The sequence below is a fragment of the Pedobacter hiemivivus genome, from assembly GCF_004331685.1.
GTDB classification, from domain to species: Bacteria; Bacteroidota; Bacteroidia; order Sphingobacteriales; family Sphingobacteriaceae; genus Pedobacter; species Pedobacter hiemivivus.
On sequence record NZ_SJSM01000002.1, the window covers coordinates 452,145 to 476,686 of the forward strand.

General features: G+C 39.2%; 17 protein-coding genes. 9 read left to right on the forward strand and 8 right to left on the reverse strand.

What is annotated here, in order from left to right; translation table 11 throughout:
• Position 1: 1 nt before the first annotated feature.
• Both ligA and EZ444_RS04990 read right to left on the reverse strand, forming a co-directional pair.
• Entirely contained in the window at positions 2 to 2,014 is a 2,013-nt protein-coding gene (gene ligA, locus EZ444_RS04985) for an NAD-dependent DNA ligase LigA (protein ID WP_131607617.1), read from the reverse strand.
• A 53-nt stretch (positions 2,015 to 2,067) separates the two neighbouring features.
• Positions 2,068 to 2,748 carry an ACP phosphodiesterase gene (locus tag EZ444_RS04990; RefSeq protein WP_131607618.1) on the reverse strand — a complete coding sequence of 227 codons (681 nt, stop codon included), beginning with the start codon at positions 2,746 to 2,748 and terminating at the stop codon, positions 2,068 to 2,070.
• Positions 2,749 to 2,850: 102 nt separating this feature from the next.
• On the opposite strand from EZ444_RS04990, the gene tyrS reads away from it, so the two are divergent.
• From tyrS to EZ444_RS05005, 3 genes are all read left to right on the forward strand, one after another.
• Complete coding sequence (tyrS, locus tag EZ444_RS04995; protein WP_131607619.1) at positions 2,851 to 4,140, forward strand: tyrosine--tRNA ligase; 1,290 nt, start codon at positions 2,851 to 2,853, stop codon at positions 4,138 to 4,140.
• 96 nt (positions 4,141 to 4,236) lie between these two features.
• Positions 4,237 to 4,713 carry a type II RES/Xre toxin-antitoxin system antitoxin gene (gene parS / locus EZ444_RS05000; RefSeq protein WP_225874639.1) on the forward strand — a complete coding sequence of 159 codons (477 nt, stop codon included), beginning with the start codon at positions 4,237 to 4,239 and terminating at the stop codon, positions 4,711 to 4,713.
• On the forward strand, positions 4,713 to 5,174 hold the full coding sequence (locus tag EZ444_RS05005) for an RES family NAD+ phosphorylase (protein ID WP_131607621.1): 462 nt from the start codon (positions 4,713 to 4,715) through the stop codon (positions 5,172 to 5,174). The genes parS and EZ444_RS05005 overlap by 1 nt, the downstream gene beginning before the upstream one ends.
• Here EZ444_RS05005 and EZ444_RS05010 read toward each other — a convergent pair.
• The 3 genes from EZ444_RS05010 to EZ444_RS05020 are packed head-to-tail and all read right to left on the reverse strand — an operon-like array spanning position 5,163 to position 8,967.
• Positions 5,163 to 6,146: a LuxE/PaaK family acyltransferase gene (locus EZ444_RS05010; protein ID WP_131607622.1), complete on the reverse strand. Its 984-nt coding sequence runs from the start codon at positions 6,144 to 6,146 to the stop codon at positions 5,163 to 5,165. The genes EZ444_RS05005 and EZ444_RS05010 overlap by 12 nt on opposite strands.
• Positions 6,147 to 6,173: 27 nt before the next feature.
• Entirely contained in the window at positions 6,174 to 6,524 is a 351-nt protein-coding gene (locus EZ444_RS05015) for a hypothetical protein (protein ID WP_131607623.1), read from the reverse strand.
• A 4-nt stretch (positions 6,525 to 6,528) separates the two neighbouring features.
• Positions 6,529 to 8,967 (reverse strand): penicillin acylase family protein, encoded by a 2,439-nt coding sequence (locus EZ444_RS05020; protein WP_131607624.1) that lies wholly within the window; start codon positions 8,965 to 8,967, stop codon positions 6,529 to 6,531.
• A 155-nt stretch (positions 8,968 to 9,122) separates the two neighbouring features.
• On the opposite strand from EZ444_RS05020, the gene EZ444_RS05025 reads away from it, so the two are divergent.
• From EZ444_RS05025 to glgB, 3 genes are all read left to right on the forward strand, one after another.
• Positions 9,123 to 11,996 carry a TonB-dependent receptor gene (locus EZ444_RS05025; RefSeq protein WP_225874640.1) on the forward strand — a complete coding sequence of 958 codons (2,874 nt, stop codon included), beginning with the start codon at positions 9,123 to 9,125 and terminating at the stop codon, positions 11,994 to 11,996.
• 167 nt (positions 11,997 to 12,163) lie between these two features.
• Entirely contained in the window at positions 12,164 to 14,632 is a 2,469-nt protein-coding gene (locus EZ444_RS05030) for a glycoside hydrolase family 31 protein (protein WP_131607625.1), read from the forward strand.
• Positions 14,632 to 16,542, forward strand: coding sequence for a 1,4-alpha-glucan branching protein GlgB (gene glgB, locus EZ444_RS05035; RefSeq protein WP_131607626.1), 1,911 nt, complete (start codon positions 14,632 to 14,634; stop codon positions 16,540 to 16,542). The genes EZ444_RS05030 and glgB overlap by 1 nt, the downstream gene beginning before the upstream one ends.
• On the opposite strand, the gene EZ444_RS05040 is transcribed toward glgB, so the two are convergent.
• The 3 genes from EZ444_RS05040 to EZ444_RS05050 form a co-directional block, all read right to left on the reverse strand.
• Positions 16,517 to 19,234, reverse strand: a complete 2,718-nt coding sequence (locus tag EZ444_RS05040; protein ID WP_131607627.1) for a CHAT domain-containing protein — start codon at positions 19,232 to 19,234, stop codon at positions 16,517 to 16,519. The genes glgB and EZ444_RS05040 overlap by 26 nt on opposite strands.
• Entirely contained in the window at positions 19,222 to 21,309 is a 2,088-nt protein-coding gene (locus EZ444_RS05045; protein WP_131607628.1) for a PKD domain-containing protein, read from the reverse strand. Before EZ444_RS05045 ends, EZ444_RS05040 begins: the two co-directional genes overlap by 13 nt.
• Positions 21,310 to 21,424: 115 nt before the next feature.
• Positions 21,425 to 22,417, reverse strand: a complete 993-nt coding sequence (locus tag EZ444_RS05050; RefSeq protein ID WP_131607629.1) for a hypothetical protein — start codon at positions 22,415 to 22,417, stop codon at positions 21,425 to 21,427.
• Positions 22,418 to 22,594: 177 nt separating this feature from the next.
• Between EZ444_RS05050 and EZ444_RS05055 the strand changes: the two genes are divergently transcribed.
• The 3 genes from EZ444_RS05055 to EZ444_RS05065 all read left to right on the forward strand — a co-directional run bounded on the left by EZ444_RS05055 (position 22,595) and on the right by EZ444_RS05065 (position 24,535).
• Positions 22,595 to 23,164, forward strand: coding sequence for an RNA polymerase sigma factor (locus tag EZ444_RS05055; protein WP_131607630.1), 570 nt, complete (start codon positions 22,595 to 22,597; stop codon positions 23,162 to 23,164).
• Positions 23,164 to 23,907 (forward strand): hypothetical protein, encoded by a 744-nt coding sequence (locus EZ444_RS05060; protein WP_131607631.1) that lies wholly within the window; start codon positions 23,164 to 23,166, stop codon positions 23,905 to 23,907. Before EZ444_RS05055 ends, EZ444_RS05060 begins: the two co-directional genes overlap by 1 nt.
• 94 nt (positions 23,908 to 24,001) lie before the next feature.
• Positions 24,002 to 24,535, forward strand: a complete 534-nt coding sequence (locus EZ444_RS05065) for an RNA polymerase sigma factor (RefSeq protein WP_131607632.1) — start codon at positions 24,002 to 24,004, stop codon at positions 24,533 to 24,535.
• The last annotated feature ends 7 nt before the right edge of the window (positions 24,536 to 24,542 follow it).

Below are 24,542 nucleotides of genomic sequence, written 5' to 3' on the forward strand. Positions count from 1 at the left end.
TTTACTTCAATAGCTCTAATAAATCATCTTCTGAAATAAGCGGTACATTCAATTTTTTTGCTTTTTCCAGTTTAGATGGTCCCATATTATCTCCGGCAACAAGATAATTAAGTTTCGCAGAGATGCCACTTAATATCTTACCACCATTACTTTCAATCATGTTTTTGAGCTCTTCTCTGCTATAGTTTTCAAAAACGCCTGAAATTACGAATGTTTTTCCAGTTAACTTATCACTTTGTAATGTAATTTCATTTTCTACGGCTTCAAACTGCAAACCATACGATTTTAAAAGCGTTATTTGCTGTATATGTTCGGGTTTCCCAAAATACTCAATGATGCTCTCAGCGATGCGTTGACCTATTTCGTCAATGCTCACCAAGTCTTCTAAGGTAGCTGTTGCCAGGTTGTCGATATTTTTTGTGCCAAAGGCTAGTTTTTTTGCAACAGTTTCACCTACATATCTGATACCAAGTCCGAATAACACTTTCTCGAAAGGCATTAGTTTAGATAGTTCGATGCCTTTTAGCATGTTCTCAATAGATTTCTCGCCAAAGCGCTCCAATGTTTTTAGATCTTCTGCTTTTTCATGTAAGGTATACAGATCGCTGATGTGGTTAACCAGGCCGCGCTGATAAAATGTTTCAATCGTCTCATCGCCTAATCCATCAATGTTCATTGCTTTTCTGCCGATGAAATGTTGGATTTTTCCGACTATTTGTGGGGGACAGGCTTCGTCATTTGGACAATAAAAGGCGACTTCACCTTCTTTTCTAATGAGTTCTGAGCCGCATTCAGGGCAAACTGTAGGATATATAATTCTTTTTGCATTTGGCTCGCGTTTATCCAGGTTTACCTGAATGATTTTGGGAATAATTTCTCCACCTTTTTCAACAAACACACTGTCGCCTTCGTGCAAATCTAACCGATCTATCTCATTTGCATTGTGCAGGGTAGCCCGCTTTACCGTTGTTCCGGCAAGTTGTACTGGTTTTAGGTTGGCTACTGGGGTTACAGCTCCAGTTCGGCCTACCTGATAGGTCACCTTTTCCAGAATTGTTTCCACTTCTTGCGCTTTGTATTTGTAGGAAATAGCCCAACGTGGAGATTTGGCTGTAAAGCCTAATTCTTGTTGTTGTGCATAGCTATTTACTTTAATCACGATTCCATCGATGTCGTACGATAACTTGAAACGTTCATTTTCCCAATGTTGGATAAATTCTAGTACGGAATCAATGTTATTGGTTAGTTTGGTATGTTCACATACATTAAAACCCCATTTTTTTAAAGTTTGTAAACTTTCCCAATGCGTTTTAAAGTAGTCTTTATCTGTGTTTAATGAATATAAAAAGCAATCCAATGGACGTTTAGCGACTTCTTTTGAGTCTTGCATTTTAACGGTGCCGGCAGCAAAATTTCTAGGATTGGCATATTGTACTTCTCCTAACTCTTCACGTTCTCTATTCAATCGTTCAAAAGCCGCACGGTGCATAAAAATCTCACCCCTAATTTCAAACAAGGGTGGAGCAGCATCTGCTTTTAATTGATGAGGAATGGTATGGATCGTTTTAACATTGGTAGTTACATCATCACCCTTGGTACCATCGCCGCGCGTTACTGCTCTTACCAATTTCGAACCGTCGTAAGTTAAACTAATAGATAGTCCATCAAACTTTAGTTCACATACATATTCAAAGTTTTCACCAATAGCTTTTTTTATCCGTTCATCAAAATCCCTTAAATCCTGTTCGTTATAGGTATTACCCAATGACAACATAGGCCATTTGTGCTTTACCGTAGTAAAGGTCTTCGTGATTTCTCCACCTACTTTTTGCGTAGGGGAGTTGGGGTCGGCAAATTCAGGATGTGCCAGTTCAAGTTGATGGAGCTCTTCCAGTTTTTGATCGAAAGTATAATCAGCAATGGTGGGCATAGCCAACACATAATAATTGTAACTGTGTTGATTAAGCTCCTTAACCAACGCTTCCATTTTGTCTTTTACCTCTAATTGTGACATAGTTTGCGAAGATACAAATTAGCTATTTAGCTGATTTAGATTTGCGGATTTTTTTACTTCGTCTTTAACTGCTCTTCAATATCCTTAAAAATGGATAAATAGTCATTTCTAAGGGTGTCTTTAAATTGATCAAGCTGTACTGTCAATTCGGATAGCTGAGTATCTGTAAATGGATTGTTCCATAAGCGCTTACAGATTTGGTTAAGCGCATAAGCTATGTTTTCTATTTTTTGATAACTGAGGAGATACCTGCTGGAAATGAAACTGTTGAGGAATTTAAAAAATACTTCCGTATCTTCTAAAGAAGAGGTTTGTAGGAAGTCGTTTAATGCTGTTTTATTTGCCCTACTCAGTTGATCGTAAAAGGTATTGATGTTGACCAATCCATCTACAGTTAGTAAATGATCCAAAACCAGCTCTAATCCAATGTGTGCTAAAAAAAACGGTTTAACCGGACTGTTTTCGCAACATGGAAGTATTAACTGTTTCAATTCATTGGTATGTTGCTGAAAGAATGGAGAAGAGTGAAAAATCTGATCTACATCTATATGTTTCTTCCAACCGTTTAATATGGAAGCCTGATGTGGTTCTTTTTCAAAAAGATGCCTGATTTTGAGTGGGTATAGGTTGTAATCCTTATGCGCATTTTTAATGAAATCTGGCAATACAACTCCCAATACCATATTTTCATCTGGATTATTTCTTTCAAAATAAAAATGGGACAAGAAGTTCATGGAGCTAAAAATAGCGATTATTGTTCAATAAGCCATTTTAAGCGGCTATCAAATTTTAGATAACCTAGCTTTTCCTATATTTGCGAACAAAAGTAGAATATAATGACCAATTTCGTTGAAGAGTTACGCTGGAGAGGCATGTTACAGGATATGATGCCTGGCACTGAAGAAAAGTTAAGTGAAGGAATGACTTCTGGCTATATAGGTTTTGATCCGACTGCAGACTCTCTGCATATAGGACACCTTACACAGATCATGACGCTTATTCATTTCCAGCGCGCCGGACATAAACCTTATGCTTTGGTAGGTGGGGCTACCGGAATGGTTGGTGATCCTTCTGGGAAATCTGACGAACGAAATCTTCAAACCGAAGAAATCATTGATTTATATCTTGCAGGAATGAAGGCACAGCTTTCTAAATTCCTAAACTTTGCAGAGGGTGGTAATGGTGCCGTGATGGTAAACAATGCCGATTGGTTTAAAGATATGAACCTATTTACCTTTATCAGGGATGTTGGTAAGCACATTACCGTCAACTATATGATGGCTAAGGATAGTGTGAAAAGACGTCTTGAGGGGGATTCAGGACTTTCTTTTACAGAATTCTGCTACCAATTGATCCAAGGGTATGATTTCTACTATTTATGGAAAAATATGAACTGTCTTATTCAGATGGGTGGTTCGGATCAATGGGGTAATATCGTTACCGGAACAGAGTTGATCAGACGTAAGGATGCTGGAACGGCTTTTGCAATCACTACTCAATTGATTAAAAAGGCAGATGGTACCAAGTTCGGTAAAACTGAAAGTGGTGCAGTATGGCTAGATCCTAAAAAAACGTCTCCATATAAATTCTACCAATTTTGGTTAAATGCTTCTGATGAGGATACCAAAAAGTGGATTAGGATCTTTACTTTAAAAACACAAGAAGAAATTGAAGCGCTTGAGGTTGAGCATAATGCGGCCCCTCATCTTCGTATTTTGCAGAAAGCTTTGGCAGAAGATATTACCATCAGAACCCATTCTGAAGAAGCGTTAGAAACTGCAATAAAAACTTCTGAATTCTTGTTTGGAAATGGTTCATTGGAATTTTTCAAAACGTTGTCTGAGGCTCAGGTTCTAGAAATATTTGAAGGCATTCCTCAATTTTCAATTTCAAAAACAGAATTAGCAGACGGCATGGATGCAGCGACCTTATTGGCTGAAAAATCAAGCGTTTTTGCCTCAAAAGGCGAAGCGAAGAAATTGATACAAGGTGGTGGCGTGTCTGTAAATAAAGAAAAATTGAAAGATCCGGCAGATAAACTGAGTACAAATGACCTTTTGAATGATAAATTTATCATCGTTCAAAAAGGTAAAAAGAACTACTATTTGCTGATCGCTAATTCATAATTATGTGAATTAGCTAAGATTAGGGTATTTATATTTGGCTGAGGTGTTGGTTTATCGGACAAAAATACGTATATTTGTGTGTAATGTCTGATATATATGAAAAAGAAAGCACAAACCAACACCGTATCAGAACCAGCCGTAGCTTATGGGGCGCTAAATCAAACCTCATTAATAGGGCTGTTAGGTAGTAATTATTCGGTATCAACAGATTTCGATCTGTTAAATCTTGCTCGTAAGGGAGTTTCTAAAAAGGCATTGGTAAGCCTTGTCAAACAAATTTCCCTTACCATTCAGGAGGTGGCCAATATTATGCATATCTCAGAGCGTACGCTACAGCGTTATACCCCTTCTACACTCATTAAAACCGAACACGCCGAAAAGGCCATAGAACTGGCCCGGTTGTATCAACGCGGTACAGAGGTTTTTGGTACGCTGGATAATTTTAATGACTGGATGAAAACGCCAAATTATACCTTAAACGGAGAAACACCTTTAAATCTTTTGGATACCTCTATAGGCTTTGAGTTGATCTTACAAACACTTGGTCGCATAGAATACGGCGTTTTTAGCTAATGTTGCTATACCGAATTTCGCTTTGTAAAAGAGCCAGGGATATGAGTGGTGAAGGTGCCAGATTGTTTGGTGGACGCTGGAACAGTGTAGGCGTACCTATGTTGTATTTGGCCAGTAGCAGAGCATTGGCAGCCCTTGAAGTATTGGCGCATTTAACAACTATACAAGATCCTGAGAGTTTTTGTATGACTGTTTTTGAAGTTCCTGAGGACAGCATTGAAGAATTAGAAAGGCATCTTTTACCCAAAAATTGGAACAGTTTCCCTTCTCCATCTTTGTTAAAGAAAAAGGGAGATGTCTTTGCAAAAAGCAATAGTGCTTTGTTGCTAAAAGTCCCATCGGCAATTGTTGAAGATGAATATAACTACGTTTTAAATGTAAATCACCCTCTTTTAGCTAAGGTGAAGATTGTAGATAGCAAACCGTTTTTATTTGATAAGCGATTATATTTAGCCAACTAGCAGGTTGCAGCCTCTAATATCGGCATTGTCAAAACGGCCTAAGACTTCAAATGAACCATCTGGAAATAACCTTCCCAAATCTTGTGTTGCAATAAAAGAGCAGGAGTTGATATTGGCCAGATCTATAACATTAATTCCACCTGTTCTGTTATTGGGGGCCAAACTCAAAGGGTCATTGGTATCACGAAGGTAGATTTTCATCCAAGGCGGACAGTTGAAAATGCCAATCCCAGAAGAGTAAGCTTGTGATAGCAATTCAGTCATACCATATTCACTGTGAATGGTGTTTACTCCAAATCCCCCCTGCAAAAGCTGATGGAGTTCTTCACGGACCATTTCTTTTCTTTTGCCTTTCATCCCCCCGGTTTCCATGACGATCAGATTGGGAAAATGCAGTTTATGCTGTTCGATAAAGTCCAATAAAGCATAAGTAACACCTATTAATATGGTTTTTTGATTGGCTTCCTGTAGCTTTTGAAGTCTTTTGTATAGATCATCATGATTATGAAGGAAATAACCGCTGTCGGGATGTTTACTTTGCTTTAACAAGGCGTCAACCATGTATATCAGTGATGAACCGTCTCTTTCGAGGTAAGAAGGCAGTAGGGCAAGTAAACAAGTGTTTTCTATCTTTCCATAAAACTGCTCAAAGGCCGTATTAAAACTTTGTTCGTATACTTTAACATCGGTAACCAAGTGTCGGCTTTGTACCATTCCTGTGGTGCCCGAACTGCTAAATACAATCTCAGTAGTATCAGTAGCGCTGAGCACCTCATGTGTTTTAAAAAAACTGATGGGCAGAAATGGGATCTGTGATGAGCTAGTTATATCCTCTGGATTTATCCTCAGATTTGAAATGTATGCTTTGTAAACCTGGCAATTTTTGGCCTGGTGTTTAAATATAGCAAGGCTGGTTTGTTCAAACTCACGCACATTGCTGATAGAAAAGATTTGCTTTGTCAGATCAGTCACGAGGCAAAAATACGTAACAATTTTTAATTAAGGATTCGTTTTAGTTACAAGTACGGCTTTTCTGAAATGGTATCCACAAAAGCCGCTAATGCCAGCGGTAAAAGCACCAAGCAAAGCCGTAAGGACTAAAATGAGCCACCAAGCTTGTACACCGAACATTTGGGCAACCCTCATGGCCAGTACATTGTCATTCGGCAGACTTTTAAAAAGGGCTACTGCTGTCCACAATAACAAAATAGCGAAAAAAGGTGCCCATAAGGCTATTTTGCTTGTTTTGCCAATTAAGCCACAGGTCACAAAAGAAATGATGACAATGATCCACCATGGCAATACCATCTGGAGTAAAAAGGAAAGAATAAGGATCACTATAAATACCATATTGCTATTTTTTGGATATTTTTAATTGAGAAATTATTTTGGCGGTAGTATCGGTAGCCGATTGCATGAAAAACAAGTCATATAGCTTGCCACTTGCCCATTTATCGATCATATTGTCGTAAAAAGGACTGCCAGGATTGCCCGATTGCCCACCAGGATACACCCCATGACCTTTCGGCATTTTGCCTAATTCTACTACCATCCGCCAGGAAGGACCATTGCCTTCATTTAATGCATTGATGGTCATTTTACCACCCCCTGTTAGGAGCACTTTGGACCCAAATCCAGGTATTTTTGCGAGATGCGGGATGTTGGTGTGTTTTACATTGGCCCATTCCCATGATTTTCCTATCGGACCGTACTTTCTTTCGAGACTATCACAACTATATTTAAAGGCTTCGTTTACTAAATCCGAAAGTGTTTCTTTTTTAGGGGTATTTACATTGTCTATCCATTTGGAGTTAGGCTCATTTAAGATAAGTTGCACCGTTCGGTCTCTCGATGGATAGCGCATCGGGATATTGGCGACATTAAATTCATCGTCCCATACATCAAACTGAAGCCGTTTAGTCCAGAAATCAAATATGCTTGCTGATATTGAATTTGCTTCATAATATTTATTCCATGTGGACACAAACCGGAGTGCTTCTTTTTGAGTTGCATTGAGTTTGCTTTTGTCTACCATTGACAGAATCGAAGGAAGGATATTCTGTGCATGAATGCTATAGCTATCAGTTTGCATATTAATCATACTGTCCGCTGTAGCTTTATTCATTGCCGTTAGCTTGTCATTTATACGCTTGCCGCGTTCGTATGGACTAAACTCCCAGTTAATATAATAAGGATAGGTTTTGTCAGTCGAAGACTGGTTTGCAGAGCTTACAAACCCTCTAGCTGGATTTTTAACTGTAGGATTTTGCGACGTAGGAATCCATCCCTGCCAGTCATACTTAGGATCGGTTCCATCCAGGATAAATTTGCCTTGATCTTTCCATTTAAGTGGGAATTTTCCGTTTGCAGTGATGGCAATATCATTTTCTGCTGATGCAAAAACAAAGTTCTGAGCTGGGGCAGTGTAATAGGTTAGCGCATTGCGGTAATCATTGTAGTTTTTTCCCCTGTTTAAAAGGTAAAAGGTTTTGAGTTCATTAGATCTTTCATGTGCAATCCACCGTAAGGCATTCCCTATGGGGATATTTTTTGCTTTAGAGAAATCCTTTGCTTCCTGTAAGTATACTACCGGGCCGTGGTGGGTGTAAAATACAGTGTCTATGATGTTCTTGTCATTTTTAATGACAATGGTTTCCAATCGGATGCTGGTATTTTTCCATTGATTGTTGTACCAATAACTTTTATGGGTGTTGTCTTTGAATTTTATTTGGTAAAAATCAAGCACATCAGCTGCTACATTAGTTACACCCCAAGCAATGTTTTTGTTAAAACCTATAATAATACCTGGGGCTCCTGGTAGAGATACCCCATAGGCATTTAGACCAGGTGCATGTAACTGGATCTGGTACCAAATAGAAGGAAGTGATAAATCTAGATGTGGATCGTTTGCCAGTATAGGTAGCCCTGAAGCTGTTTTTGAACCAGATAGCGCCCAGTTGTTGCTGCCAATTCCCTCTACTTTTTGTTTTGTTTTTATTGTTCCAGTAACCGCTTCATTAAAAGATGCAGGAACCTGGGGTGTTGGAACTGGATCGAAACTCCATTTTGTGCCAACAGGAATAATTGGATCTTCTTTAAAAGGATAATCTGGGAAAAGGTCTTTTACTACATCAGTGCCAAATTTGTTTCTGATATTGGTCATATAAAACTCGTCGGAGCCCATGGCTAAAACGGCCGACATCTGTTTCAGTAATAATGCACATTTTAGTGGGCTCCAGTCCTCAGGTTTAAAATCCAGAATTTTATATTCAATTGGCAATTGTGCTTTTGATAAGGAATGTATATATGCATTGATGCCCGCGGTATAGGCGAGTATCATTTCTTTGGATTTAGGATCGCTCATCATTCCTTCTAATGATCGTTCTGCACCGAAAACCATGCCCATTCTACGCTGATATTTATCCAGTTCGATAGCTTTTTTGCCAACTACTTCTGATATTCTGCCGGCTGCAAATCGGGTTTGAAAGTCCATTTGCCATAAGCGATGCATTGCCGTCACATATCCCTGAGCATAATATATATCATGATCATTTTTTGCGAAAATATGGGGAATCATGCGGTCGTCAAATGCGATATCTACATTTTGATGTGCACCCTTTAAAATAATCTTTCGATTTGCTTTTACAGTTGTTGATTCGGCATTTTGCCAGAAGCCAGTAAATGGGTTCAAGAATTTTAGAACCGGTGGCACATTGCCAAATTTTGTATTAAAAGTATATGTTAGTAATAAAGGGATGATAATGCAAATGGAAGCTCTTACTCTATTCTTCATAAACCGGATGTTTTGCTATGGCAATTTAACATAAAACTTAATTGAAATCCAACGAATAACCAGATTTTGTCCTCAAAATATTTAATTGAAAAATATTTGGTAATGTCAAAAATTTAATTAAGTTTATGTTAAGATTTAACTAACGAAAATAAAGTATGAGTAAAATGTTTACTAACGCGATTTTTACACTTTTATTCTGCATTACCGGGCTAACGGTGTCTGCACAAAGTGTTTTAATTAGTGGTTCAGTTATCGATAAACTGACCAGAGAACCAATACTAGGTGTTGGTATCACAGTAAAAGGCACTACAAGCGGAACGGCAACAGATGCGAATGGCAGGTATTCATTTAGTACAACTCGAAAAGCTCCATTTAGCCTGGTTATTTCTTTTCTCGGGTATGCTTCAGTTGAAAGGGAGATTACAGGAAATACTTCCGGGATAATGACAGAGCTGGAGCAGGTGGCTATTCTTGGACAGGAGGTTGTTATTTCGGCATCCAGAACACCGGAGCGGATTCTTGAATCTCCGGTATCAGTCGAACGCATGGGGCAAAGCGCAGTTAAAGAGCTTTCTGCCCCTTCTTTTTATGATGCGCTAACGAACATGAAAGGAGTAGAAATCAGTACGCAGAGTTTAACCTTTAAATCTATTAATACCAGGGGTTTTAACTCGAATGGTAATAACCGTTTCAATCAGTTCGTGGATGGAATGGATAACCAGGCTCCGGGATTGAATTTTTCGGTGGGTAATATCATAGGACTTTCAGATCTTGATGTAGATAATGTGGAACTATTGCCTGGGGCATCTTCAGCATTGTATGGTGCAGGTGGTATAAATGGAACTATGTTAATGACATCAAAAAGTCCATTTAACTATCAGGGCCCTAGTTTTTCTTTTAAAACAGGTGTCAATCACTTAAATGACGACAATACGGGTAACCAGCAGTTTAATCAACTGGATGTACGTATGGCTAAAGCATGGAACAATAAGTTCGCCGTAAAAGCGACTTTTTCATTCTTGCAGGCTAAAGACTGGCAGGCTGATAACGACAGTAATTTTGATCGTGCAGCACGTACATTTAAATCGGGCGACCGGGCTTCTGATCCAAACTATGACGGTATAAACGTATACGGTGACGAGGTTAATGCAAATTTACTTTTAGCTGCCAGGAGTCTGGCTGGAGGATTTGCCGCTCAATCTCCGGCAGGATATGCACTAATCAATAACTTAATTAATGCGAATGTACCTTTTAATACCATCAAAACAAACCTTGCTGGCAGTCCGGCACTTCCGTTTTTGGGCGTATTGTACGGTTTAAATAAAGGTACAATAGCCAGTCAAAGTGTTTCCAGAACAGGCTATAACGAAGCTAACCTGGTAGACTATGATACTCAGTCGTTAAAGGCGTCAGGATCTCTTCATTACAAGCTTACACCAACGATAGAAGCTATTGCACATGCAGCCTGGGGTACAGGTACCTCTGTTTATACGGGTTCTGATCGTTATTCTTTACGTAATTTTAGCATTGGTCAGTTCAAATTAGAGCTAAAAGGAGAGGATTTCTTTGTAAGAGGTTACACAACCCAGGAACGTTCGGGAGATTCATATATATCTTCTATACTTGGTTCATTTATTAATGAAGCCTATCGTCCCAGTAGTGGTCCAGCTTCTGATCCGACCTCAGGTTGGTTTGCACAGTATGCATTGGCATATGGAAATGCCCTTGGTGGTGGAGCTAACAATGATGCAGCTCATGCAGCTGCAAGAGGGGTGGCTGATCAAGGACGTTTTATGCCAGGCACACCTCAATTTGAGACAGCTAAAAGTGGTATTATTAACAATACCATTTCATCAGGGTTAGGTGCGAAATTCGATGATAAAACCAATCTTTACCATTATGAGGGATTGTATAATTTTTCAAACGCATTAAACAATGTTGTTGAAGTGCAGGTTGGTGGTTCTTATCGGATTTATCAATTGCGTTCAGGTGGAACTATTTTTGACGATCTTAATGATAAGATAGATATCAATGAGTATGGCGCTTTTGCACAAGTAGCAAAAAAACTTTTTAATGAGAAGTTTAAATTGTCTCTATCAGGACGGTATGACAAAAGTACCAATTTTGAAGGGCGTTTTACGCCAAGAATTTCAGGTGTCTACACGGTAGCGCCAAACAATAACATTCGCCTTTCTTATCAAACAGGTTACCGCAACCCGACTACTCAAAATCAATATATAGATTTATCTGTAGCAGGTGGTCGTCAACGATTGATCGGAGGTTTGCCTGAAATGTTGGATAAATACAAGATGCTTACTACAATGAAACCTTATACAGATGTTAGTTATCGTGCATATGATGCGTCATTGGCCGTAGGAGCTCCAAATCCAGCATTGTTAAAAACTTATGAGTTTGACCCAAGAGGTATTCGTCCAGAAAGTGTCCAATCTTATGAAGTTGGTTATAAAGGCTTGTTAGGTCCTAAATTTTTAATCGACGCCTATGCTTATTACAATAAGTATAAAGATTTTATTACTGCTGTAGAAGTTTACCAGCAACAGGGTAGCACTTACCCTTTCCCTAAATTTGGGGTTCCGGTAAATGCTACCGGAAAGGTAACCTCTTACGGTGCTGCTTTAGGAATTGATTATTTGCTGGGTAAAAATTATAATTTAAGCGGAAACGTTTCTTATAATGAGATTGGCGATCTTCCTGCTGATTACCTCAATGATTTCAATACGCCTAAAGTCCGTTATAATCTAGGACTTGGAAATAAAGAGATCATTAAGAACTTTGGATTTAATGTAAATTTCCGCTGGCAGGATGAATTTTTCTGGAATTCATCATTTGCTTCGGGTACCGTTCCTGCATTCACTACTATTGATGCACAGGTTAATTTAAAAATTCCTTCAGTAAACTCAATGGTTAAAGTAGGTGGTTCAAATATTTTAAATAAATATTATATCACCTCATATGGTAACCCCGCGGTAGGCGCGCTTTACTATATATCTTACACATTTAATCCGTAAAATATTCTTTTTCTAAGGTTTAAGGCCCTGATGCTCACGTCAGGGCCTTTTTGTTGCCCTAATTTTATCTCATAATAATCCTTTGGTTTTAATAGAAATTTTAACACCTTAGTTGTACAAAGTACACGAAGTAAATTCGTTCTTTTTTTTTAATCAAGGGGGTTTTCATGGAAGAGCTAAATAAACAACAGCAAGAAGTAAACGAAAATATAAATATTGGGCAGGAAGTTGATGAAACTGTACAACACTTAAATAATCCAGTTTCAGGACCTAAGCCAATTGTAAAAAAATACCTGAGTGCGGTACAGCAAGTACTAGCAGAAGGGAATAGGTTTTATTTTTCAGATGGTGATGCCCGTGTCGAAATTAGGGTGGTTAGTGATGAGATCATTAGAGTCCGACTGGCACCTCATGGTGTTTTTCTTGACGATTTTTCTTACGCAGTGCCTGTTGTAGACCAAAAGGTGACTACTTTTAAAATGGAAGATCGGGAGGACTGCTATACTGTCGCAACCAATACCATTACCTGTAAGATCAGGAAAAGTGATTTCCATGTATCCTTTACCGAGAATGCAAGCCAAATGGTGATGAGTGAGGATGATTCGCCGATGCATTGGGAGGAGAACGTGGAATTTGGTGGCTATTACGTGTATGCGACAAAAAAATGCCTTCCTGATGAGAATTTCTTTGGGCTTGGTGATAAGTCAGGAAATATGAATTTAAGAGGGCGACATTTCCAAAACTGGAATACGGATGCCTATTCTTTTGGTTGGGATCAGGATCCATTGTATCGTACCATTCCTTTTTATACCGGTGTGCATCATCAAGCTGCATACGGGATATTTTTTGACAACACTTTCCGCTCGTATTTTGATTTTGGTAAAGAAGACCAATCAAAAACCAGTTTTTGGGCAGACGGCGGAGAACTTCAATATTATTACATTCACGGTCCACATTTAATGGATGTGGTAAAAAGATACCAAAGCCTGACTGGTACTCACCCAATGCCACCAAAATGGGCATTAGGTTATCATCAGTGTAGGTGGAGCTATTATCCAGAAAAGAAGGTAAAAGAAATAGCCGATGGTTTCAGGTCGAGAAATATTCCTTGTGACGCCATTTACCTGGATATAGATTATATGGATGGCTACCGTTGCTTTACCTGGAATAAAAGCCATTTCCCAGATCCTAAACGGATGATTAAGGAATTGGCCAATGATGGTTTTAAAACGGTGGTGATGATCGATCCGGGGATTAAAGTGGATGATAATTACTGGGTTTTTAAAGAAGGTAAAGAGAATAACTATTTCTGCCGTCGTAGTGACGATTACTTTATGGAGGGGCATGTATGGCCTGGCCGATGTCAGTTTCCTGATTTTACCAATCCTGCAGTTAGAGAATGGTGGGGTAAATTGTATAAAGGACTGGTTGATATGGGCGTTGCCGGCGTATGGAATGATATGAATGAGCCTGCCGTATTTGGCTCAGGTACTTTTCCAAACGATGTAAGGCACAATTACGAGGGGTATAGAGGTTCGCATCGCAAAGCCCATAATGTGTATGGTATGCAAATGGTGCGCTCTACTTATGATGGGCTCAAAAAATTAATGCGTAACAAACGTCCGTTTACCATAACCCGTGCGGGATACTCAGGTATGCAGCGTTATGGTTGTGTGTGGACAGGCGATAACGTAGCCACATGGGAACATTTAAAAATTGGTAACATCCAATGCCAGCGTATGTCTATTTCCGGAGTACCTTTTTGCGGAACAGATATTGGCGGTTTTAGTGGAGAGCCTGATGGCGAATTGTTTACCCGCTGGATTCAGCTGGGTACCTTCTCTCCATTTATGCGTGCCCACTCGGCTGGAGATACTGCCGAACGCGAACCATGGAGCTTTGGAGAGCCTTATACCAGCATCAATAGGACTTATATTGAGTTAAGGTACCGGTTAATGCCTTACCTGTATTCAGTATTTTGGGAGCATCATCGTTATGGATTCCCAATCCTTAGACCACTGGTAATGTTGGAGCAAGAAAATGCAAGTACCAGCTTCCGTCAGGATGAATTTACCTTTGGTGATAAAATATTGGTATGCCCGGTATTGGAGCAAGGAGCTACTTCACGCACGGTTTATCTACCTAAAGGGAAGTGGTACAATTTCTGGACACACGAGGTGTTAACAGGCGAAAGTGAACATAATGTACAAGCTCCTTTAGAGAATATGCCATTGTTTGTAAGGGCGGGATCAGTAATTCCAGAATATCCGGTGATGCAATATGTAGGCGAAAAAAATATCGATGAGGTATTATTAAATGTATATTACACCGATTATGAAGTAAACTCTTTCTTGTTTGAAGATCATGGAGATACTTTTGCTTACGAGCAGGATATCTATTCTGAGAAAAAGTTTAGTGTGAATGGAACCCAATACCTGCTTACGATTGAGCAAAGTGTTGATGGTTTATATACACCTAATTACGAGCTCTATGATTATAAAGTTGTTGGCTTGCCATTTAATGTAAATAAGATTACGGTTGATGAGAAGGATGTTGTAGATTATCGCACCGACGAAAACAATTGCCTACGTTTCAAATCAAATAAGAATTTCACTACTATAAAAATATATAACTAATGCAGGAAATGCTTGCCCACAGCTTATTCAGTGACTTTGACATTTCATTATTTATATCCGGCAAGCACTTTCGGCTCTACGAAAAGTTTGGAGCCCACCTCATTAGTGTTGACGATGTAGCAGGGACCTATTTTTCGGTTTGGGCGCCAAATGCTCAGGCCGTTCATGTCATAGCAAATTTTAATGACTGGAATAGGTCTAGCCATCCCTTAAATAAACGTTTGGATGTTTCTGGGATCTGGGAAGGTTTTATTCCTGGTGTTGGGAAAGGTGAAATCTATAAGTTTCTGGTTAAGGGATTTGGAGGAGAAGAAGTTGAAAAGGGCGATCCTTATGCAAAAAGATGGGAACATCCACCTAAAACAGCCTCTATTGTTTGGGATAACGATTACAAATGGAAAGATAAAGCTTGGTTAAGCAAGCGACCTAAATTGAATGCCTTAAATAAACCAATGTCGGTTTATGAGGTACACCTCGGTTCCTGGCAACGGGATCCTGGTGAGCCTGATCGCGTATTGACCTATGTGGAAATCGCCAATAGTTTGGTGCCTTACTTGCTCGATATGGGTTTTACCCATGTGGAGTTGATGCCTATAATGGAATACCCTTATTTTCCATCCTGGGGTTATCAGATCACAGGCTATTTTGCTGCAAGTTCCAGACACGGAACTCCACAGGAGCTTATGTATTTGATTAATGAACTACATAAAAATGATATAGCCGTTATTTTAGACTGGGTGCCTTCACATTTTCCAGGTGATGCGCATGGACTCTATCATTTTGATGGCACGCATTTATACGAACATGCGGACATGCGAAAGGGCTTTCATCCGGATTGGAAGTCTTATATCTTTAACTACGATAGAAACGAAGTCCGTTCCTTTTTAATCAGCAATGCACTGTATTGGTTGGATAAGTTTCATATTGATGGCTTACGGGTAGATGCTGTGGCTTCTATGCTTTATTTTGACTTTTCGCGTAAGGCAGGAGATGCTGCTACTAACGAATTTGGTGGAAGCGAAAATTTAGGAGCCATCCAGTTTCTGAAAGACCTGAATATTGCCGTTTATGGTAATTATGAAGGGGTGCATACCATTGCCGAAGAAAGCAGTACCTATCCCTTGGTTACCCATCCGGTACATAGCGGCGGACTGGGCTTTGGGATGAAGTGGATGATGGGCTGGATGAATGATACACTAAAGTATTTTAAAAATGATCCTATAAACAGAAGATATCATCATTATCAGCTTACTTTTAGTAGTAGCTATGCTTTTAGTGAGAATTTTATGCTTCCCTTTTCACATGATGAAGTCGTGCACGGTAAATCATCTATGATTTACAAAATGCCGGGCGATGAATGGCAGAAGTTTGCAAATCTAAGGGTGCTGTATGCTTATATGTATACGCATCCGGGAACTAAGCTGTTGTTTATGGGCAATGAGTTTGCACAAACTCATGAATGGGATTTTAAAAGCTCGCTAGACTGGCATTTACTGGAACACGCGCCTCATTTGGGCATGCAGAAGGCCGTTAGAGCGATCAATAAACTGTATACCTCCGAACCTGCTTTATACGAACATAGCTTTTCTGCTGAAGGCTTTGAGTGGATCAATGCTGATGATGCCAGACATTCTATCTATATCTACATCAGAAAAGGGAAAAAAGCAAAAGATACATTGATTGTAATCTTAAACCTGACACCTGTTTACAGAGAGAATTATAGGGTAGGACTACCATTTAAAGCTAAATGGACTGAGATATTTAATACCGATGCGAAGGAGTTTTTTGGAAGTGGGAAGTTGAACACTAAATCAATTCAACCAGAAAAAGTAGGTTGCCATAACCGGGAATATTCCATTCTGTTAAATGTTCCTCCATTGGCGGTTACGATTTTGAAACAGGAGAAATAGCCTTCTTTTTTACTTTTATCAGGTAGTAAATGCCAAAAAAGGCAGTTAGGACCAGGGCGCTAAGTTTACCATAGTCGGCCAGCGAATTACCGGCAGGTTTTAGTGCTACTTTTTTATCGTAGCCCATATAAACCAATGCGTCCCAGTAATAGGGTAAATATTCCTGTGCCGGTCTTTGTTTGTTTTGTAACCAGTCTAACTTTGCATGGTGTAATGCGAGGCTTATTGCTTGTCCCTGCAACATATTGTGGTAGCAGCTGGCCGTAATTTCTGATGCAGCCTGATCATTTACATTCCATAAGCCTGCAATTGTTCCACCCGTTCCTATTGCGGCAAATCCTCTGCTTAAGCTTATGATACCCTCACCAGTGTTCATCATGCCATCAGCTGTTCTACAAGCACTTAATACCACTAAATCCGGTGCGGTTTTTCTAGCCGATAATTCGAATAAGAATACTGGTTCATCATCAAACGATAAGGTCGGTTCTTTTTGTAGTCCTGATAAATATGAATGGGTGCTGATATGCAATACATTGGCCTTGTCAAAGGCATTAAAAAAGTCTTTTACCCGGGCATCCTCATCCATCATAAACTTGCCGTCTACAATTTTCGCTATCGATTCGGCTTCTTTTGTCACTGCAGGGATAAATTGTTTGTTTTTATTTTGATGCGTAACAAATAAGCCCGCAAAGCGCCCAGGGTTGAGCTTTTTGGTCGATTGGTTTATCCAGGTTTGAATGGAAAAGGCGTATGAGAGGGAGAGCTCTTTGATAAGGTATGGCCAGCTGGCTATATCGGGTTGATAATTGTCATTCGTAATCATCCCGTCAAAAGAAAGATAGCCGATCACTTCATCGGGAATGATGATTAGCTTTTCATTTTTGGATAAATTAAAACCACCAAGCAAGGTTTTGTAAATTTGGTTAGAGGTAGTGAAAAATGATTTAGGCTGGTTTATCATGGCGGTAGGGCCATTGTGGTAATAGGTATTTACAAAATCAGATATGTCCTTTTTTACCTGTTGTGCATTAGAAACCCGTTTGATGTGTTTAACTTGTCTGTTGTATATTTCAGCTGCATATAGATGGGAGTTGCCAGCGAAAAACTCAATAAAGTGGACGCTGCGGGGCAATTGTTTGAGCAAACTATTAGCGGTCTTAATGTCTTTACTTAGGGCCAATGAAGGGTAGCGTTGAGTTATGTTTTTCTCCAGCGCTTCCAGTTTAAATTTAAGCTCGCTATTCCGTTTTTCTATCTCTTTCGGGCTTTCTCCACCTTGCAGCAATTCTTTTTCATTGTAGGCTATCGCTTGTTCAAGCTTTGCTTTTTCCTGAAATAATGGGTCTTTTGTGGAAAGTGTTAATTGTTGTTGATTTCTACGGATATCATCCAGTAAGGTACGTGCTCTGGTCTGTTCAATGATATCTACGATAATTTCTGCAAAAAGATGATCTTTAGTTTTTGCAAGTAATTTAAAAGCAATGCCAATCGCATTTTCTGCCATTTGTTTGGTTTCTGACTGGAAACGTTGTTTTGTCTTTACATCCGCAAGCTCAAAGCGAATCTTATCTGCAGCGAGCAGCGAAAGTTGAATGTTTTCAAGCGCCTCTTTGTCTTTACCTAGCTGGCCATAGGCTAAAGACTTTTGGTAAAATAAGTCAACCAGACGGTTGTCGCCAAACACCCTTTCTACATTGATTTTTGAGGCCGCTAGACCAAATGTGTTCAATACCTGGTTGAAATATGTTATAGCCTGATTTGGCTGTTTTTGAGCAAGCTTAATTTTGCCCAATTGGATATAGATATAGGCCTTTTCGCGTAACCGATTCCCATTGTAGTACTTATCGTTAATCGCAAGGGCTTGTAGGTAGTTGTTTTGTGCAACAGCAAAGTTTAGTTTCTTACTTTGGATATTGCCTGCAGTGATGTAACTGCTTAAAAGCCAGTAAGCAGATTCGAAGTTTGGTTTAAGTTGTTTTTGACGGACAATGTTCCTTGATATGATCTTTTCAGCGAGGCTAAGCTCATCTTTATCATTATAAATGTCGGCCAAAGTATTGTCAAGTAGTACAAGTGCAGCAGATGTAGGCGTAGTTTTTTTTGTGCCTAGATGGATGCATTCTTCCGCTTTTTTAAAATCACCTAAAGAGCGGTAAGATATGGCCATATTGTTGTAAACCGAGATCGCTAAAGGATCATTGCGCTCTTTTAGGGCATGATCCAGCGTTTTTTGCTGAATAAAAAGTGCCTTTTCATAATCGCCCAAACGGGTATAGTTGTTTGCCCATGGCTTTAAAACATATTCAGCAATCCCCTCTACATTCAGTTTATGTTCAACAACATAATTATAAGCTTCTTCGTAGCAATTGATGGAGTTTAGGATGTTGCCGGTATACATCTGGTTGTAGCCCTGATTACTCAGTAGCATGAGCCAGGCTTCTTTTTCAGATGTCGATTTAGGCTTACGCCATCTCTCCTGTTCCGTATTCATCAAAAAAGAAAGGCTTTGCCTTGGATTGACATAGCTGTAATCAATCCTCGTGTATAGCCAATCAGAAAGGTTATCCTGTTTCTTTAAGGAGTCTAATGTTTTAGTCATAGACTGCGGAACATTTACTGAGGTTTGGGCAGTAGCAGTAGCAAGTCCAAAAAATGAAAGATAAACAAGAAGGATTCTCGCTAAAACTTCCATGTTAAATATGTAATTAACCTGTTGTTAGATCCTTGTAGGGTATATAAATACCTAAAACCAATAGAAGGCCCCACATGTACTTTTCCTACCTGTACATCTGTAAATAGCGTATTCTGGAAATCGTTAAAACTCTTGCTGATTTTGTCGAATGATTTTTTAAGCGTAACAGGCTCAGCAGTGCCAGTAGCTTTTAAAAGTTCAAATTGTCCCTGTTTAGAAGGGGTAGACTGCTCATCAATATTAAAGGAGACCAAGGTGCCAATACCTGCCCCAACGTATTTGTTTAAATTATAACGCATTTGGATTGGGACGATATTGATGGTAATCACTTTTACACGCACCAGGCTATCCGCATATTTAAGTCTGGCCTCTTGCTGCCTACCATCAACCACGATAGGGACAATTCTGTCATTGCCAGGCATTCGATTAACTAGATATTCTTTTTCTGCAAAAGAACTCGCATATAGTTCAACTTGCCAGTAATATCTGTGTGGTGCGTAGGGAGCTAAGCTAACACCAAAGGTGATGTTCTTTTGACCTGAAAACGGTGTGTTGCCATTTTTGAAAGGGAAACCATAACCGGCAATAATCCCGGGCGATAATCCCATTTTATATCTTCCTGTGGCCCTATTGGTATATATGGGTTCATTTTTATCGAAAACAATCGCGGCCCCACTTTTAAAGGGTAGCTTTTTAGGCTTTGCTTTAAAGCCAATTTTATACTCGATAAAACCCATGGTAGAGTCGGCATCTTTTACACCTTTTTGCTGCATACCGGGTAAGTAAATATTTTTAAATACAAAATGCATGCTGTCGGCCACGCTAACTGTATCCAAACAGCTTTGGTTTGCATAAGCGTCTTTACTTAAAATCAGTTTCGGTTTTGAATCCAATATTTCTATAGATCCTTTATCCAGTATTTCGGCAATAGCAACGCCAACATCCACCTTTTTTGCCGGGCCTTTGCCTGTATTTTGAAACCTTACCTTATAAGTGAGTTTTTTGTTTTTTCCAGTAAAACGAAAGTTCATTCTACTGTTTTTTAACATCATTTTGTTGGGGTCATGGGAGGCTACAATCTGAAGCTCAATCGTGAAAAATTCTGTTACCGCCAATGGGTTATCTGGAATAAACATACCGGTCAGTTTTACCACTGCATTGGTATCTTTAATCATCTCCGGAGTAGTTTTTAGATTTAGGAAAATAAACTTCTCTTCACCTGATTTTAAGTTCTCAAATTTCCAGCTTTCATTTTTTCGATAAGCCAGCATCTTTTCTTTAATCAGGGCTGTGCCCTCAGCGTCAAATACTACATTGTCAGCTTCTGGAGTATTTGGGCCATTTATTGCTGCATAAAAGGGCTGATTGTTGCTGAGTTTCAATGCAGCTATTGTCCCGTATTTATCTAGCGAAGCCTTCTTCTCATTATGGTAAGTCCGGGCCTCCGCAAGTTCAAAGTTGTCTTTATTAAACTCTTTATCATTATATAAAAGGGAGAGGGTGCCATTAAGGCTTGCCACTCCATTTTCAGGCTTGTTGCGGTAACCCAATAGCAACATCATATCATCGCCGGGTTTGGGCATACAGTTGGTTTTCATTTCAACAGATCCACCTGATTTAAAAAACTGTTGTTCTGGGGTTAATTTATTTGCTGCAAGTATGGGGCGACTGCTGCCTGGTTTTAAAGGTTTCGGTCTTGTTGGCGGACGTTTACCATCATCATAACTATTGGTAGCAAATAAGCGTACGTCGTGTTTTAAGGTATCCAGGTAAATGTGTTGCGGTTCTTTTTCGAAGGAGAATTGTCCGTCACCAAACTCCCAGAAATAGCTATAGAAGGGTTCTGGTGCACCAGCAATCTGACGAAGTGGACGTAAAACGGAGCTGAACTTGACCACTCCATTTTCTACCGTATGGTTAATGATAGCTGGAACAGTATCCATTGGCACTATTAAAGCCGGGACCGGTTTATTGACTACTGGATGTTTTGTTTGTGCAAAACCTCCGGTTACGACAAATAATTGTGCTAAAATAGTGGCAGAAAATAATAAGCGTAATTGTAGCGGTCTTTTCATATTAAAAATGAATTTAGCAATATAATTGTAAATCAATGCCTGTTTGCCATTAAAACGGGAAAAAGGCTGCATCATAAATATGATGCAACCTTCAATTGTGTGTTTAATAGGGATTTTAATAATTATCCAGACTGCTGATTACACCTTGTATGGTAGCTTCAGTAGTTTCTGTTAGGGTAAGTGTCAAGTTTTGGTTTGCGCTGATCGTGATGTCCTGAACCGCGTAGTAAAATCTACCATCTTTAACACAGAATGAAAGCATCTTACCTTCTGAACCAATTGGCATACTGTTGTCGTAGCTTTTTACTTTGTTCGGGCCATCAGCAGTGTACAACTGAGCAACAACATTAGCTCCTCTTGCGCAGAAGTATACAAAGGTTTCACCACCATAAGCATGGAAACTGGCCATTGAACCTGGGTTGTTAAGTACCTCTACTCTTACTGTTGTTTTAGGACTAGCGTTATTATAAAATATGTCGCAGTTAACCCATCCAAGACTTCCGAAATCAAACGTAAAGGCGGATTGTGAAGCACCTACTTCTTTCATGCCCACACCATTAGCGTTTCTTGGCGCTGCCCATGCCATTTGGTTAGCTGGTCCGGCCACAAGTGGTTTCTCTCCACCCTGATCTACACCTACCCAAAGTTGAGTAGCACCATCTCTTTTAGCGGGAATAGCGATTTTAATCGGTACAGCAAGGTTTTGATCTACGCTAACACCACCAGATTTTACATCGATAAAGATAAAACCATCTGATGCCAGTGGTGCTCCTGATGAGTGGTTGGTGTTTCCACCAGTAAATATAACTGCACTTCTTTTCAATACCTCATAAGCTTCAATCGTAACGTTGCCTGTTACTGGTACGCCACCTTTAGTTAGTGAGCCAATAGGGAATGTGATTTTTGTGCCATCCAATAAGGATACAGTTTGAGGAAGGGCGGAGGCATTGATCTCTTTAGTTTGTTTTTGAGCGCCAAATTTAGCGGTAAACTCTTTGGCTGTCTTTGCAGTGTTCGTGTCACCGTCGTTCGAGTTTTCTTTTTTACACGCTACGCCTAAGGCGATCAATACGATGAATAATGCTGATGTTAAGTTTAAAGTTTTCATGTTCATAGTTTTAAAAAATTGCTTACTCTATTAAGGCTTTTCAGCGTTCGCCATTGGGTGATTCGTATAGATATCAACGGCAGTCAAAAAATGTTACCCCCCTGTTTTAATTTTTTTTATTGCGCTACCAAAAGAAGTTTTAAATTAGTAGCGATATGCTTGATTATAAATCCACCAATGGCTAAAAACATACATTCAGACCAGCGTTATATTGTGGGACTGGTAAATAATGATACAGCAATCATTAATGAGATTTATAAGCGTTGTGCCGCTAAAGTCAAATCATGGATCGTATTTAATAATGGGAGTGATGATGATGCTGCGGACATATTTCAAGAGTCCTTAATGGATATATATAAGCAGGCAAAATATAAGTCACTAGAACTTACCTGCCCTTTCGAGCCTTATATATTATTGATATGTAAACGGAAATGGTTAAATGAAATCAAAAAAAGATCAATTCTACCGGTAACAAATAGCGAAGAGGATTTATTACATATCGGAGAAGATACTTTTGCTAATGCAGATTATCTGGAAAATCAGGAGGCGCAGTCGAAGTTGTTTTTCAAAGCGTTTGAAAAATTAGGCGAACGCTGTAGAGAGATCATTTCATGGAGCATGAAGGGGGAGGCACAAGAAAAAGTGGCCGAAACGCTTGGTGTTACTTATGGTTACCTGAGAAAAAAGAAATCTGAATGCATGGCATCTCTGATAAAAATGGTTCAATCTGATAAAACGGAAGAATAATGATGAACGAGGAGAAATTATTAACTGTTGCCCGTTACCTTGAAGGTGATATGGAGCTTCAGGAAAAACAGGAGTTTGAAACTTTGCTTCAGGTAGATGAAGAGTTAAAATCGCTGTTGGCCGAATATAAGAATGTTCATCAAACCTTAAAGATGAAGATTGCCCCTTCTGAGGACGATAAAGAAGTTGAAGCAACATTAGCCGCATTCGGTAAACAGTATTTTAAAGATCAGGAACATTCCTCAGCACGAGTGGTTACTTTGCGACCATACCTAAGGTGGATCAGCGTTGCTGCAATTTTAGTTATTGGGTTGTTTGTATGGGCTCCATGGTCTGTCAATCTTTATGAAAAATACAGCATCAGTAAAGAAATGTCTGTGGTAGAGCGCGGTGCGGATACTAAAAATAACCTTGAAAAGGCCGCGGATCTTTATAACGCACATGATTTTAGTGCTGCGAGCGCAGTTTTAGCACAGGAATATACACTTTCACCAGAAAACACATTGGTGGCTTATTATTACGGAATTACCCTTATTGAAACAGGAAAAGAAAATGATGCGAGGAGCATCCTTACAAAACTGTATGAAGGGGAATCTGTATTTAAATATGATGCTGCTTATTACATTGGCTTGAGTTTCTTGAAACAGAAGGATAATCAGCAAGCTTTAGAATGGCTTGCCAAAATTCCTCAAGGAACAGCTAATTATGATAAAGCTCAGGAGCTTAGCAAAAAGCTACATTAGTTTTTTTACTTTTTTTATTATTAATTTCATATTACAGGCAACCTATGCCCGCTAATCTGCGTACCTGTAAGTATAAATGAATTAAAATTTTCAAGTGAACGAATTAATCATTCAGGAATTAATAGCCGGTTGTAAGAAAAAAGACAGGAAATGTCAGAAAGGACTTTACCAGATCTTTTACAGCTATGCTATGCGGATGTGTATTCGTTATGCGAATGATAAAGAAGAGGCCATAGAATTGGTTAATGATGGATTCATGAGGGTATTTATCAATATTAACCGGTATGAAGATACAAGACCGTTTAAATCATGGTTAAGTACCATTATGATCAACACTTCGATAGATCATTACAGAAAACAAATAAAACGTATTGAAATGGAAGAGCTAAATGCGAGGTATGATATAGAGGATAGGGAGAGTATTCTTTCTCATATTCATTATGAGGATTTGATTAATCTGGTTCAAAAGCTATCTGTTGCCTATAGAACGGTGTTTAACCTATTTGCAATTGATGGTTATACGCATGAAGAGATTTCGTCAATGCTTTGCATCTCAGTGGGTACATCTAAGTCTAACCTATTTAAAGCCAGAGAGCAACTGAAAAAAATGCTAAAAACTACGTCGTGATTGGATT

What these genes read in the sequence shown, in the direction of transcription:
- ligA (WP_131607617.1), bottom strand. Translation starts at nt 2,014, where the DNA reads ATGTCACAATTAGAGGTAAAAGACAAAATGGAAGCGTTGGTTAAGGAG.
- EZ444_RS04990 (WP_131607618.1), bottom strand. Translation starts at nt 2,748, where the DNA reads ATGAACTTCTTGTCCCATTTTTATTTTGAAAGAAATAATCCAGATGAA.
- tyrS (WP_131607619.1), top strand. Translation starts at nt 2,851, where the DNA reads ATGACCAATTTCGTTGAAGAGTTACGCTGGAGAGGCATGTTACAGGAT.
- parS (WP_225874639.1), top strand. Translation starts at nt 4,237, where the DNA reads ATGAAAAAGAAAGCACAAACCAACACCGTATCAGAACCAGCCGTAGCT.
- EZ444_RS05005 (WP_131607621.1), top strand. Translation starts at nt 4,713, where the DNA reads ATGTTGCTATACCGAATTTCGCTTTGTAAAAGAGCCAGGGATATGAGT.
- EZ444_RS05015 (WP_131607623.1), bottom strand. Translation starts at nt 6,524, where the DNA reads ATGGTATTTATAGTGATCCTTATTCTTTCCTTTTTACTCCAGATGGTA.
- EZ444_RS05020 (WP_131607624.1), bottom strand. Translation starts at nt 8,967, where the DNA reads ATGAAGAATAGAGTAAGAGCTTCCATTTGCATTATCATCCCTTTATTA.
- EZ444_RS05025 (WP_225874640.1), top strand. Translation starts at nt 9,123, where the DNA reads ATGAGTAAAATGTTTACTAACGCGATTTTTACACTTTTATTCTGCATT.
- EZ444_RS05030 (WP_131607625.1), top strand. Translation starts at nt 12,164, where the DNA reads ATGGAAGAGCTAAATAAACAACAGCAAGAAGTAAACGAAAATATAAAT.
- glgB (WP_131607626.1), top strand. Translation starts at nt 14,632, where the DNA reads ATGCAGGAAATGCTTGCCCACAGCTTATTCAGTGACTTTGACATTTCA.
- EZ444_RS05040 (WP_131607627.1), bottom strand. Translation starts at nt 19,234, where the DNA reads ATGGAAGTTTTAGCGAGAATCCTTCTTGTTTATCTTTCATTTTTTGGA.
- EZ444_RS05045 (WP_131607628.1), bottom strand. Translation starts at nt 21,309, where the DNA reads ATGAAAAGACCGCTACAATTACGCTTATTATTTTCTGCCACTATTTTA.
- EZ444_RS05050 (WP_131607629.1), bottom strand. Translation starts at nt 22,417, where the DNA reads ATGAAAACTTTAAACTTAACATCAGCATTATTCATCGTATTGATCGCC.
- EZ444_RS05055 (WP_131607630.1), top strand. Translation starts at nt 22,595, where the DNA reads ATGGCTAAAAACATACATTCAGACCAGCGTTATATTGTGGGACTGGTA.
- EZ444_RS05060 (WP_131607631.1), top strand. Translation starts at nt 23,164, where the DNA reads ATGATGAACGAGGAGAAATTATTAACTGTTGCCCGTTACCTTGAAGGT.